At 71.3% G+C, this 12,722-nt stretch carries 12 protein-coding genes; 7 read left to right on the top strand and 5 right to left on the bottom strand.

The features are described 5' to 3' along the window. Positions 1 to 495, bottom strand: a 495-nt coding sequence (locus E1264_RS31220) for an RHS repeat-associated core domain-containing protein (protein WP_132179119.1), incomplete at its 3' end; no start/stop codon positions are given. A 712-nt stretch (positions 496 to 1,207) separates the two neighbouring features. Between E1264_RS31220 and E1264_RS31215 the strand changes: the two genes are divergently transcribed. Then, positions 1,208 to 1,651: a hypothetical protein gene (locus E1264_RS31215; protein WP_132179117.1), complete on the top strand. Its 444-nt coding sequence runs from the start codon at positions 1,208 to 1,210 to the stop codon at positions 1,649 to 1,651. A 221-nt stretch (positions 1,652 to 1,872) separates the two neighbouring features. Here the strand turns inward: E1264_RS31215 and E1264_RS31210 are convergent, their stop codons facing one another. From E1264_RS31210 to E1264_RS31200, 3 genes are all read right to left on the bottom strand, one after another. After that, a complete protein-coding gene (locus E1264_RS31210; protein WP_132179115.1) occupies positions 1,873 to 3,102 on the bottom strand; it encodes an acyl-CoA dehydrogenase family protein in 1,230 nt (409 codons plus the stop codon). 95 nt (positions 3,103 to 3,197) lie between these two features. Continuing rightward, on the bottom strand, positions 3,198 to 4,181 hold the full coding sequence (locus E1264_RS31205) for a glucosyl-3-phosphoglycerate synthase (RefSeq protein ID WP_132179113.1): 984 nt from the start codon (positions 4,179 to 4,181) through the stop codon (positions 3,198 to 3,200). A gap of 117 nt (positions 4,182 to 4,298) precedes the next feature. Next, positions 4,299 to 5,735 carry a helix-turn-helix domain-containing protein gene (locus tag E1264_RS31200; protein WP_132179125.1) on the bottom strand — a complete coding sequence of 479 codons (1,437 nt, stop codon included), beginning with the start codon at positions 5,733 to 5,735 and terminating at the stop codon, positions 4,299 to 4,301. Between the two features lie 149 nt (positions 5,736 to 5,884). Here E1264_RS31200 and aceA point away from each other — a divergent pair, with 149 nt between their 5' ends. The 5 genes from aceA to E1264_RS31175 all read left to right on the top strand — a co-directional run bounded on the left by aceA (position 5,885) and on the right by E1264_RS31175 (position 11,666). Continuing rightward, positions 5,885 to 7,168: an isocitrate lyase gene (gene aceA / locus E1264_RS31195; RefSeq protein WP_132179111.1), complete on the top strand. Its 1,284-nt coding sequence runs from the start codon at positions 5,885 to 5,887 to the stop codon at positions 7,166 to 7,168. Positions 7,169 to 7,412: 244 nt separating this feature from the next. Next, entirely contained in the window at positions 7,413 to 8,933 is a 1,521-nt protein-coding gene (locus E1264_RS31190) for a M1 family metallopeptidase (RefSeq protein WP_132179109.1), read from the top strand. 115 nt (positions 8,934 to 9,048) lie between these two features. Beyond that, a complete protein-coding gene (locus E1264_RS31185) occupies positions 9,049 to 9,837 on the top strand; it encodes an ABC-2 family transporter protein (protein WP_132179107.1) in 789 nt (262 codons plus the stop codon). Between the two features lie 50 nt (positions 9,838 to 9,887). Further along, positions 9,888 to 10,673 carry an ABC-2 family transporter protein gene (locus E1264_RS31180; RefSeq protein ID WP_132179123.1) on the top strand — a complete coding sequence of 262 codons (786 nt, stop codon included), beginning with the start codon at positions 9,888 to 9,890 and terminating at the stop codon, positions 10,671 to 10,673. A 12-nt stretch (positions 10,674 to 10,685) separates the two neighbouring features. Then, positions 10,686 to 11,666 (top strand): ATP-binding cassette domain-containing protein, encoded by a 981-nt coding sequence (locus tag E1264_RS31175; protein ID WP_132179121.1) that lies wholly within the window; start codon positions 10,686 to 10,688, stop codon positions 11,664 to 11,666. Positions 11,667 to 11,691: 25 nt separating this feature from the next. Here the strand turns inward: E1264_RS31175 and E1264_RS31170 are convergent, their stop codons facing one another. Next, complete coding sequence (locus tag E1264_RS31170; RefSeq protein ID WP_132179105.1) at positions 11,692 to 12,144, bottom strand: hypothetical protein; 453 nt, start codon at positions 12,142 to 12,144, stop codon at positions 11,692 to 11,694. Between the two features lie 244 nt (positions 12,145 to 12,388). On the opposite strand from E1264_RS31170, the gene E1264_RS31165 reads away from it, so the two are divergent. Further along, positions 12,389 to 12,722: hypothetical protein (locus tag E1264_RS31165; protein WP_207936483.1), on the top strand; the 334-nt coding region annotated here is incomplete at its 3' end.

Genomic DNA, 12,722 nt, shown 5'->3' with positions numbered 1-12,722 from the left:
GTCCCGGCCCGGCGGTCGGCCGATGCTGTCTTTGTCGGTGTTGTTGTTGCAGCTCCTCGCGGAAGTGCTGGCAAGTTCCCAGCAGGGGGCGTGGCCGGTGGGGTCGGTCAGGTTGATCGGATCGGCGGCGGCGTAGGGGTAACGGTTGGCGGCGGCGGAGACGGGCGTTGGGCTGACAGCGACGTCATCCCGGCTGCGGAAGCCGGCGGTCGCGGGGTTGTACCAGCGGGCGTGCATATTGGTGTCGCCGGTGACGGGGTCGGTCCAGCCGCTCTGGTAGCCGAGGGTGGGCTGGGTGCCGGTGGTGGCGGTGACGGTGCCGGTGGCGTCGTAGGCACGGGTGGCAGCGAGATTGCTGTCCGTGGCGAGGTTGAGGGTGGCGATGACGTCGTCGTGCTGGTTGGTCAGGATCGCCGTGGCGGTGCCGTTCTGGGTGGCGGCGATGAGACCGCCGTCGGGGTCGCGCGTATAGGTGGCGGTTCCGTCGGTGACCACGTCGTTTCCGAGGCCGCTGTACTTCAGGTGTGTATCGCCGCGCTGGATGAGCCGGTCGAGCGCGTCGTAGGTGTACGTGGTGCCGCGGCCTTCTGTGAGGTGGTCGAAGGCGTCGAACTTCCAGGTGTCGGTCTGGCCGCCGGTCGTCTTGGTGTTGAGGGTGCCGCGCGGGGTGTAGGTGTAGGTGCTGGTGTCGTCGCTGGTGAGGCGGTTGCGCTCGTCGTAGGTGTAGGTGGTGTTGCCCTTTTGGATGAGATTGCCTGCCAGGTCGTACTTATAGCTGGACCGTGTGCGCCTGGTGCGGGCTGCGGTGGGGCGAGCTCATGGGCCTGCAACACCAGCACGTCGCCGCGAACCAGTTGACCATCGACGTGCAGCTGGCACCGCCGGACGGCCGCCCGTTCGAGCTCACCCCCAAGGAGGGCTCCTACCGCAACGACCATCCGGACTATTTCGGTGCCGTCGACCTGCCGCCGTTCCTGGTCGGTCTCCTCACCCGACACATCGCGGCCCGCCCTCAGCGCTGTGCGGCTGCACGGGAGACAGCTGCGTTGGCAAATGGTTCCTGTTCCTCAACAAGCGGGGAGGTCACCACCTGCACCGGACCTACGCCACCCATCCGTGGGAGCAGGCCGCAGCCGGCTGGGCCCCCGCCCGCCGTCCACGGCCCGGACGGTCCGCCAGCGCGCCAGCCCGCCCCATCCTGGTCGACATGGCGGGAGGCTGGCCGGGCATGCCCGTCACCCCGGCGTGGCCCGCGGCGATCGGCCCCGGCTGGTCACCGCCGGTGGTCAGCGGACTTCCCCGCTACGACCAGCCCATCGTCGACGCCCGCGCGGTCGACTGCCCCCGCTGCGGTGCCGCCGCCGGTAAGGCGTGCACCTCCCCCAGCGGCGGCAGGCACACGCACGGACCCCGCATCGCCGCCGCCCGTACGGCAGGACACGTACGGGAGCTGGAGCTGGCGTCATGGCTGCCGATCAACCCGGGCTTGACCCCGCACGAACTGCGGCACTCGCACCGGGTGTGGCTGGACGAGATCGGCACCCCCGCGATCCTCACCCATGACCGGCTGGGCCACTCGATGCCGGGGATCGGCGGAACCTACGCGCACGTCTCCCCGCTCATGCGGGACCAACTGCGGGCACGGCTCTAGAAGCGATGGGAGATGACTCTGGACGATCGGCTCGCGCTGTGCCCGACGTCGCCGGTGCCGGTCCTGAACGATCTGCTCGCCGCACTGCAGGTGGCCGCAGCCCCTCACCTTCAGGTGATCGTCTCCCAATCGGGTGGGAGACCACGACCGCGGTGTTGCGGAGGACGTGTCGTCGTCCAGCGAGAGCCGTTGAGGGCCCTGTTGTTTACGCAGGTCAGCTGTTATCTGACAGGGAGGCCGGTGAGGGTGCGGCCTATTACCAGGCGCTGGATCTCCGAGGTGCCCTCGAAGATGGTGAAGATCTTGGCGTCGCGGTGCATGCGCTCGACCGGGTAGTCGCGGGTGTAGCCGTTGCCGCCGAGGATCTGGATGGCCTCCTCGGTGACGTTCACCGCCATCTCGCTGGCCATCAGCTTGGCCATCGAGCCCTCGGCGTTCTCGAAGTCCTTGCCGGTGCGGGCCATCCACGCGGCGCGCCAGACCATGAGGCGCGCGGCGTCCAGGCGGCACTTCATGTCGGCCAGCTTGAACGCGACGGCCTGGAAGTCGCCGATCTTGCGGCCGAACTGCTCGCGCTCCCGCGCGTACTGCAGGGCGTAGTCGTAGGCGGCGCGGCCGATGCCGAGGGCCATGGCGCCGACGGACGGGCGCGTGGTCTCGAACGTCTTCAGCGCGGCCTGGCCCTTGGAGCGCTTGCCCTCGCGGGTCCGCGCGATGCGCTCGTCGAACTTCTCCTTGCCGCCGACGATGTTGCCGCTCGGGAGGCGGACGTCCTCGAGGATCACCTCGGCGGTGTGGGACGCGCGGATGCCGTGCTTCTTGAACTTCTGGCCCTGCCGCAGGCCCGGGGTGTTCGGCGGGACGATGAAGCTGGCCTGGCCGCGGCTGCCGAGGTCGGGGTGCACGGACGCGACGATGATGTGGACGTCGGCGATGCCGCCGTTGGTCGCCCAGGTCTTGGTGCCGTTCAGCACCCATTCGTCCTTGGCCTCGTCGAAGACGGCGCGGGTGCGGATGGCGCCGACGTCGCTGCCCGCGTCGGGCTCGGACGCGCAGAACGCGCCGAGGCGGACGTCGTCGGGGGTCCCGAACATCTGCGGGACCCATTCGGCGATCTGCTCGTTGGTGCCGACGGCGGCGATGGACGCGGCGGCGAGGCCGGTGCCCACGATGGACAGCCCGATGCCCGCGTCGCCCCAGAACAGCTCCTCGAACGCGACGGGGATGCCGAGGCCGGTCGGCTCCAGCCACTGGGTGGCGAAGAAGTCGAGCGAGTAGATGCCGACCTTGGACGCCTCCTGGATGAGCGGCCAGGGGGTCTCCTCGCGCTCGTCCCACTCCTCGGCGGCGGGACGGATGACGTCCCTGGCGAACCCGTGGACCCAGTCCCGGACCTCGCGGACGTCCTCGCTCGGCTCCAGCGAGAACGGCGTCGTCTCGGCGCTCGTCATGGCTAATTGACCCCTTCTCCAATATCGCTGTTACCAACGGTAGCACCATCGAGCGTTACCACGGGTAACACCGTGGGCGACGCCACAGCGCGGGGTCAGCCGCGGCCGGGCGAGATGGAGCGCGCGGCGGCGTAGCCGGGGACCTCGATCATCGGGGGGCGCTCCCCCACGGCCACGTCGGTCGTGCGCGCGTCGTGGCCGTCCGCGGCGCGGTGGAAGCGGGTCAGCGCGGTGGACGGCGCTTCGAGCGGCATCATCCGGCCGTGCCGCTCCAGCCGCGACCAGGCGGTCAGCATGATCTGGCCGGACATCGCCCCGAGCGCCTCGGTCGACTGGTGCGCGTGGACGCGGCGGCCGAGGTCGACCTGGGCGATGGCGTCGAGGCCCGCGTCCTGGTAGACGTCCAGGAGGAGGCCCAGTTCGACGCCGTAGCCGGTGACGAACGGGAGCCGTTCCAGGAGCGTGCGGCGCCCTGCGTACTCGCCGCCGAGCGGCTGCATGACACCGGCGAGCTGCGGCCAGTGGAGGTTGATCAGGGGGCGGGCCACCAGCTCGGTGACCCGGCCGCCGCCGCCCTCCACGCGCCGCTCCCCGTCCACCAGCGGGCGGTCGTAGCAGCCCTTGACGTAGCCGACGGACGGGTCGGTCAGCAGCGGCCCCAGCAGCCCCGTCACGTAGGACGAGGTGAACTCGCGCAGGTCGGCGTCCACGAACACGATCAGGTCGCCGGAGGTCACCGCGAGGGACTTCCAGAGCGCCTCGCCCTTGCCGGACATGCGGCCGTGCTCGGGCAGGACGGCGTCCTGCGCGACGACGTCGGCGCCAGCGGCGGCGGCCACGGCGGCGGTCCGGTCGGCGGAGCGGGAGTCGACCACGACGATCTCGTCCACCAGCGGGATCCGCTCGACCAGGTCGGCCCGGACGGCGGCGACGATGGCGCCGACCGTCGCCTCCTCGTCGCGCGCGGGCAGCACGACGCTGATCCGCGCGCCGCCCTTGGCGGCGAGCAGCAGCCGCGGCGGCCAGTCCTCCGCCGCGCTGGTGCGGCGGGCCAACCACGAAGCGACCTCTGGCAGCACGCGCTCTCCCTCCCGTGCGGGCCGTCCGGAATCCGGCGTCCCCCTCATCTTCAGGGAACGCCGAATCCTCCCAGAACATTCACCACCGAACCGGACGGCCAGCCCGGTGCCCGCCGGTCACTCGGCGGCGTGCCGGTCCAGGAACTCGTAGACGTCGGCCTCGTCCACCCCCGGGAACGCCCCCGGCGGCAGGACGGACAGGACGTGCGAGTGCGCGCGGGCCGACGGCCACGCCATGCCCTCCCACCGCTCCGACAGCTCTCTCGGGGGCCGCTGGCAGCAGTCGCCGTCCGGGCAGGACGACTTGCGCCGCCGGGTCGACTCCCGGCCGCGGAACCAGCGCGAGTCCTCGAACCGGACGCCCAGCGTGATCGCGAAGTCGCGCTCGTGGCTGGGGTCGATGTGCGACAGGCACCAGTACGTCCCGCTCGGGGTGTCGGTGTACTGGTAGTAGACGGAGAAGCGGTCGGCGGCGCCGAAGACGTGGCGCCCGGCCCATTCGCGGCACATCCGCTGGCCCTCGATCGCGCCGTCCTCGTCCTGCGGGAAGTTCAGGCCGTCGTTGGCGTACGCCTTGTAGATGGTGCCGTTCTCGTCGTTCTTGGTGAAGTGCAGCTGAAGGTCGAGATGGTGGGTCGCGACGTTGGTGAAGCGGTGCGCGGCCATCTCGTAGGAGACGGAGAAGACGTCGGCGAGGTCTTCCACCGACAGCTCCCGCGCGGCCTTGGCCTCTTGCAGGAACGGGACGGCGCTGCGCTCGGGGATCAGGATCGCGGCGCCGAAGTAGTTGGCCTCGACGCGCTGGCGCAGGAAGTCGGCGAAGTCGCGGGGCTGGTCGTGGTCGAGCGCGATGTGCCCGAGGGTCTGCAGCAGGATCGTCCGCGGGGTGTGCATCCCGAGCTGCTCGCGCTCCAGGTAGATCCGCCGGTTGCGCAGGTCGGTGACGGACCGGACGGAGCGCGGCAGGTCCTGCACGTACTGCAGGCTGAACCCGAAGTGCCCGACGAGCGTCATCAGCAGCCCCTGCGACACCGCGCCGCGCCGGTAGCCGACGGCGTCGAGGGTCTGGGACGCGATCCGCTCGATCTCGGGGAAGTGGTTGCCGCGCTCGTGCATCTGGCGGCGCAGCTCGGCGTTGGCCTTGCGCGCCTCCTCGGGGCTCGCGGTCGGCTTCGTCCGGCTGCGTTTGAGCTCCCCGTACAGGGCGAGAATGTGCTCGATGACCTCGTTGGGCATGCGCTTGCCGACCCTGAGGTGGGAGAGGCCGAGCCCCCGGTAGAGCGGGTCGCGCTGCGCCTCCTCCAGCTCGATCTCCAGCTGCGCGCGGCGGCTGGGCGGCTGGCGGCGCAGCAGCTCCTCGACCGGGCATTCCAGCGCGGCGGCGAGGGCCTGCAGGAGGGACAGCTTCGGCTCGCGCCGGCCGTTCTCCAGCAGGGACAGCTGGGACGGGGCGCGCCCGACGCGCTCGCCGAGCTCCGCCAGCGTCATCCCGCGGCCGCGCCGGAGATGGCGGAGCCGCTGCCCGAAGGTGACGAGGTCTACGTCGCTCGTCAAGTTGAGGGGTTCTTCTGGCCGCAAGGTCGTCACGCCTTCATGATAGCGGAAATTTCGCACTTCTTTCACTACTTGCGAGTTCATCACGGGGGGCGAACGGGGCATAGTCGACCACAAGCACCCAGGGGACGACACGGAAGGGCAACACCATGACTGACAGTCGCCTCAAGGGCGCAGCCGAGGAGCTGCGGCGGCAGTGGGAGACCGACCCGCGCTGGTCGGGCGTCGAGCGGACCTATACGGCCGAGGACGTCGTGCGCATTCGCGGGTCGGTCCAGGAGGAGCACACGCTCGCGCGCCTGGGCGCCGAGCGGCTCTGGAAGCTGCTGCACGAAGAGGACTACGTCCACGCGCTCGGCGCGCTGACCGGACTGCAGGCCGTCCAGCAGGTCAAGGCGGGCCTCAAGGCCATCTACCTGTCGGGCTGGCAGGTGGCGGCCGACGCCAACCTCGCCGGCCAGACCTACCCCGACCAGAGCATCTACCCGGCGAACTCGGTCCCGGCCGTGGTCCGCCGCATCAACAACGCGCTACTGCGCGCCGACCAGGTCCAGTGGGCCGAGGGCGAGGGCGACACCCACTTCCTCGCGCCGATCGTCGCGGACGCCGAGGCCGGGTTCGGCGGCGTGCTGAACGCCTTCGAGCTGATGAAGGGCATGATCGCCGCCGGTGCCGCGGGCGTGCACTGGGAGGACCAGCTGGCCTCCGAGAAGAAGTGCGGCCACCTGGGCGGCAAGGTCCTCATCCCGACCGCGCAGCACGTCAAGACCCTCAACACCGCCCGGCTCGCCGCCGACGTCTCCGGTGTTCCGTCAGTGATCATCGCGCGGACCGACGCCGAGGCCGCGACCCTGATCACCGCGGACGTGGACGAGCGCGACCGCGAGTTCATCACCGGCGAGCGCACCGCCGAGGGCTTCTACCGGGTGCGCAACGGCGTCGAGCCCTGCATCGCCCGCGCCAAGGCGTACGCGCCGCACTCCGACCTGATCTGGATGGAGACCGGCACCCCGGACCTGGAGCTGGCCCGCCGGTTCGCCGAGGCCGTCAAGGCCGAGTACCCGGACCAGATGCTGGCCTACAACTGCTCGCCGTCCTTCAACTGGAAGGCGCACCTGGACGACGCCACCATCGCGAAGTTCCAGCGCGAGCTCGGCCACATGGGCTACACGTTCCAGTTCATCACCCTGGCCGGGTTCCACGCGCTCAACTACGGCATGTTCGACCTGGCCCACGGCTACGCCCGCGACGGCATGACGGCCTACGTCGACCTGCAGGAGCGCGAGTTCGCGGCGGCGGAGCGCGGCTTCACGGCGGTCAAGCACCAGCGCGAGGCCGGGACCGGCTACTTCGACCTCGTCAGCACCGCGATCAACCCGGAGTCGTCCACCACGGCGCTGAAGGGCTCCACCGAGGAGGGCCAGTTCCACTGAGCGGCCCGCGCCCGTCCGCCCGTCCTCCGGGCTGACCCCCAAGCCGAAGGCCCCCGCGTTCCTACACCCGCGGGGGCCTTCTGGCGTCTCCGGGACCCGGGCCGAACAGGGCGTGACCGGCGCCGGCGATCTTCCGATTCCGGGAGGACACGGTTTCGTCCACATCCGGCTATGAATCTCGACATCACCCGAGAACGGGTGGATCGTGAGCCCGCTATTGATCACTCGAGGGAGAGGATCTCCGATGGCGCGTCTCACCCGGTTCATTCCGTCCCGGGAGAACCCCGGGCGAATGCTTCCGATCGCCGTCGCCGCCGTGAGCGTCGTGGCGCTCGCGCCCGCCGCGTCCGCGGCGGACGGCGGGCACGGCCACCACGACGGGCGCTACACCCCAGGCGCCTCGGGTGTCGGCGACCCCTATTTCCCGCTTGAGGGCAACGGCGGCTACGACGCCCTGCACTACTCGCTGGACTTGAGCTACGACCCCGACTACGACCAGCTCGACGGGACGGTGACCCTCACCGCCCGCGCCACGCAGAACCTTTCGGCGTTCAACCTGGACCTGTCCGGCATGGACGTCGAGAAGGTCACCGTCGACCGGCGCCGGGCGGACTACAAGCGCCGCGGCCAGGAATTGACGATCACGCCGCGCAAGGGGTTGCGGAAGGGCTCGGTGTTCAAGGTCGCCGTCGAGTACGGCGGCGTGCCGCAGACGATCGTCGGATCGCCGATCGTCTTCGGGTCCCCCTACGGGTTCCTGCACACCCCGGACGGCGCGTTCGTCGGCGGCGAGCCCAACGGGCCGAGCACCTGGTTCCCGGTCAACGACCACCCGAGCGACAAGGCGACCTACGACTACACCCTCACGGTGCCGCAGGGCCTGAAGGCCGTCGCCAACGGGCGGCTCGTCTCGCACCGCGGCTCGGTCGCCTCGTTCAGCCGCCGCAAGGCGCAGACCCGCGCCGAGGTCTTCAGGTGGCGCGAGGACAGCCCGATGGCGAGCTACCTCACCACGATCGACATCGGCAAGTGGGAGGTCAAGGAGGGCCGCACGCCCGGCGGGGTGCCGAACTACACCTACGTCGACCCGGTACTGCTGGCGAACCAGCCGGACGCGGTGGACTTCTTCTTCAACACCACCAGCGAGGTCACCGACGGGCTGGCGAAGATCTACGGCCGCTACCCGTTCTCCGCCACCGGCGCCATCGCCGACGACGCCCGCTTCAACGGGCAGCCGCTCGGGTTCTCGCTGGAGACCCAGAGCAAGCCGGTGTACTCGGCCGTCCGCAGCACCGGGACGATCGTCCACGAGCTGGCGCACCAGTGGTTCGGCGACTCGGTGTCGCCGAAGCAGTGGGACGACATCTGGCTGAACGAGAGCTTCGCGACGTGGATCACGTGGCACTGGAACGAGACGCACGGCGGCACCTCCGCCGCCGCGCAGGCCCGCGCGACGTACGCGGCGCGGCCGTTCCCCGACCGTGAGGGCCGCCCGTTCTGGTCGGTCGTGCTCGGCGACCCGAAGCGCGACACGATGTTCAACGACCGCGTCTACAACGGCGGCGCGATCATGATCCAGGTGCTCCGCGAGAAGATCGGCGACGAGGACTTCTTCAACCTCCTGCGGACCTGGATCGCCCGGCACTCCTACCGCAACGCGGAGACGGCCCAGTTCACCGCCCTGGCGGAGCAGATCTCCGGCCAGGACCTCGACGCGTTCTTCAAGGACTGGCTCTTCTCCCCCATCAAGCCAGAGATCCCGTAGCTCCGGCGCGCAGGCGGACGGGCCCCGGCGGACGCCCCGGGGCCCGTTCCCGTTTCGCGCATTCTGTGCGAAATTACGTGGTGGGGGCGGGCCCGCCTGTTTAGTCTCTCGGCAAGTGGGTGTTCTTCCTTGGGTGTGGTGGTACGGCGTCCGCCGTCACGCGGCCTATCCGCTCGGCTCCGCCACCGAGGCCGTGACCAACACCGTCTTCGGGTTCATGCGCGCGTACGTCCTGATCGCGCTGTGGCAGGTGCGTCCGTCCCTCGGCGGTTACGACGAGATCGACGCCGTCACGTTCTGCTTCATCACGCAGGCGCTGATCGGCCCCGTCCAGATCTTCGGCGGGATGGACCTGACCGAGCGGATCCGCAACGGCGACGTGGCGATCGACCTGCACCGCCCGGCGGGGCTGCAGGGCTGGTGGCTGGCCGACGACCTCGGCCGCGCGGCGGGCTCGCTGCTGCTGCGCGCCGGGCCGCCGCTGCTGGCCGGGGCGCTGGTGTTCCCGTTCCGCCCGCCGGCCCCGGCGCACCTCGCCGCGTTCGCGGCGGCGCTGGTCCTCGCGGTGACGGTGAGCTTCGGGCTGCGCTACCTGGTGGCCATGGGGATGTTCTGGCTGCACGACGACCGCGGCCTCAGCGCCGTCACGCTCGTGATGTCGCTGTTCTTCTCCGGGATGATCCTGCCGCTGGTCGTGTTCCCCGGCGCGCTCGGCGCCGTCGCGCGGGCGCTGCCCTGGGCGGCGATGATCCAGGTGCCGGCGGACGTGTTCCTCGGCCGTTACGGCGGCGCCGAGCTGGTCGGCGCGCTGGCGTTCCAGGCGGGGTGGGCGGCCGTCCTGCTCGGCGCGGGGGCGCTGGTCACGCGGGCGGCCCGGCGGAAGCTGGTGGTGCACGGTGGCTGACGGTGGCCGGGGCGCCGGTGATCGGGGCGGCCGTGATTGACGCGGGGCGGATGTACGGGCTGCTGGTGTGGACGTGGATCCGGGCGGCGGCGCAGTACCCGGTCTCGATGGTGCTGCTGGCCCTCGCGACCGCCGTCGTCACCGGGCTGGACGCCGCCGCGATCGTGCTGCTGTTCTCCCAGGCGCCGCGCATCGCCGGGTTCGGCGCGCCGGAGGTCCTGTTCCTGTACGGGACGTCGGCGCTGTCGTTCGGGATCTCCGACATCCTGCTCGGCAGCACCGAGCGGCTCGGGTACCACGTGCGGCGGGGGACGCTCGACGCGATGCTGGTGCGGCCGGTGAGCCCGCTCGTCCAGATCGCGACGGAGGAGTTCTCGCCGCGCCGCTTCGGCAAGCTCGTCCCGGCGGCCGGGGTGCTCGCGTTCGCGCTGGTCCAGGTGGACGTGGCGTGGACGCCGGGCCGCGCCGCGATGGTCCCGGTGATGGTGCTGTCCGGGGCGGCGATCTTCGGGGCGCTATGGGTGCTGACGGCGGCGGTGCAGTTCGTGATCGTGGACGTCCACGGCGCGTCCAAGTCGCTCACCTACGGCGGCGGCTTCCTCACCCAGTACCCGATGACCATGTTCGCGCGCGACTTCGTCCGCGGCGTCACGTTCGTCGTGCCGCTGGCGTTCGTCAACTGGCAGCCCGCGCTGTACGTCCTGGACCGGTCCGACCCGCTCGGGCTGCCGGGCGCGGCGCGGTTCGCCTCGCCGCTGGTCGCCGCCGCGCTGTGCGGGGCGGCGGGGCTGGCGTGGCGGGCGGGGCTGCGGCACTACCGATCGACAGGGAGCTGATGCCGCGTGACGATGATCCAGGCCGAGAACGTGGTCAAGTCGTTCACCGTCCGGACCAGGTCGGGCGGCCTGCGCCGGACGCGGACGCCGCTGCGCGCGGTCGACGGGGTGTCCTTCACCGTCCAGCCGGGCGAGTTCGTCGGGTACCTCGGGCCGAACGGCGCGGGGAAGTCCACGACGATCAAGATGCTGACCGGGATCCTCACCGCGTCGTCCGGGCGGCTGCGGGTGTGCGGGCTCGACCCGTCGCGGCGGCGCACCTCGCTCGCCCGCCGGATCGGGGTCGTGTTCGGGCAGCGGACGACGCTGTGGTGGGACCTGCCGCTGCGCGACAGCCTCGCGCTCGTCCGGCGGCTGTACCGGGTCGAGACGGCCGCGCACCGGGAGCGGCTCGCGGAGCTGACCGCGCTGCTGGAGCTTGAGCCGTTCCTGGACACGCCGGTCCGGCAGCTCAGCCTCGGGCAGCGGATGCGCGGCGACCTGGCGGCCGCGCTGCTGCACGATCCGGAGCTGCTCGTCCTGGACGAGCCGACGATCGGCCTGGACGTGGTGAGCAAGGCGACCGTCCGTGACTTCCTGGAACGTATCAACGCCGAGCGCGGCACGACGATCCTGCTGACCACGCACGATCTCGGCGACATCGAGCGGCTCTGCCGCCGGGTCCTGATCATCGACCAGGGGCGGCTCGCCTACGACGGCGGGCTGGACGCGCTGCGCCGCACCGTGGACGCCGACCGGCTGCTGGTCGTCGAGCTGGACCGGCCGGTCCCGCCGATCGCGCTGGACGGCATCGAGGCGGAGCGGGTGGAGGGACCCCGGCAGTGGCTGCGGCTGCCGCGCTCGGCGAACGCGGCGGCGGTGGTGGCGGAGCTGGCCCGCAGCCATGACGTCCGCGACATCTCGCTGCGGGAGGCCGGGATCGAGGACGTGCTCGCGAGCCTCTACCGCGGCGACCACGCGTACCGCCGCTCGGGCCGCCCCGTGATGCCGTAACGCGCGCCGGGCGGGGCGCCGGCCGTCAGAAGTCCAGGTCGGCGGGGTCGTCGTCGCGGCCGGAGCCCCAGCGGCGCGGCGCCCACGCGGGCATCAGCAGCGCGAGGCCCATCATCCCGTACACGCCGGAGCCGAGGAGCATGCGCAGCCCGAAGTCCATGTCACCGGCGGGCGGCACCTTGCCGGGCAGGTCGAGGACGCCGCCGGGGTCGGCGAGGAACCAGACCGAGAAGCCGAGCAGCGCCAGCGCGGGGACGAGCGAGACCAGCGGCGACGCCCACCGCGCGACGATGATCACGCCCATCACCAGGCCCACCGCGGCCAGCAGGGCGAAGGCGCCGTAGATGCGGGTGCGGTCGGTGATCTCCTGGCCCATGCCGTCGAAGGACTGGCCGGCCTGCACGTATCCCCAGGCCGCGCCGTACACCAGCCCGGGTGTCAGCAGGACGCCGAGGAAGAAGCCGATCGCGTGGCGCACCGCGCATCACATCCATTCGTTCCGGTCCATTCGTTCCGGTTTGGCCCCAATCACAACACGCGGATCGGGCATGGCGCAGTAAATCCGGCCGACCAGGACGAGTCACCGCGACGGAACGCCGGTGCGGGTCAACTCCCGGACAGATTCCAGCGTCGAATACATAACAAGATCATTGGTGGGCACCGTGCCTCCGACCGCTCCCGGCCGCCCCCAGCCGGGAGACGCATCGGTGAGGAGCACGCACATGCGCACAGGGGGAACGCAGGTGATCCAGGAGCTGGACCGCGCCGCCGCCGCGAGTGAACGGGCCGAGCCGGCGCGGGTGACCCGGCTGATCGACGGGCTCACCGACGGCGCCGTGCTGCTCTTCGCGGCGTGGACCGCCGTCTACCATCTCGGGCTGCTGTTCCGCCCGCCCACGTCGGTGCTGCTGGCGGTGTGGCTCGCCGGTGCGGTCGCGATCGGCGCGCTGTGCGCGGTGCGGCGCGGGTGGTGGGCCGGGCGGCCGTGGCGGGAGCCCGTCGTGCTGCCCCGCACCCGCCCGAGGTCGGCGCCGGGGTGGCCGGCCGCCGTCGCCG

It is taken from the genome of Actinomadura sp. KC216 (genome assembly GCF_004348535.1).
GTDB lineage: Bacteria > Actinomycetota > Actinomycetes > Streptosporangiales > Streptosporangiaceae > Spirillospora.
The sequence above is the reverse complement of the archived record's forward strand: the minus strand, read 5'-3'. Positions and strand labels throughout refer to the sequence as shown.

Coding starts and splice junctions, on each gene's coding strand:
- E1264_RS31215 (WP_132179117.1), top strand. CDS start 1,208: ATGGCGGGAGGCTGGCCGGGCATGCCCGTCACCCCGGCGTGGCCCGCG.
- E1264_RS31210 (WP_132179115.1), bottom strand. CDS start 3,102: ATGACGAGCGCCGAGACGACGCCGTTCTCGCTGGAGCCGAGCGAGGAC.
- aceA (WP_132179111.1), top strand. CDS start 5,885: ATGACTGACAGTCGCCTCAAGGGCGCAGCCGAGGAGCTGCGGCGGCAG.
- E1264_RS31190 (WP_132179109.1), top strand. CDS start 7,413: ATGGCGCGTCTCACCCGGTTCATTCCGTCCCGGGAGAACCCCGGGCGA.
- E1264_RS31180 (WP_132179123.1), top strand. CDS start 9,888: ATGTACGGGCTGCTGGTGTGGACGTGGATCCGGGCGGCGGCGCAGTAC.
- E1264_RS31175 (WP_132179121.1), top strand. CDS start 10,686: ATGATCCAGGCCGAGAACGTGGTCAAGTCGTTCACCGTCCGGACCAGG.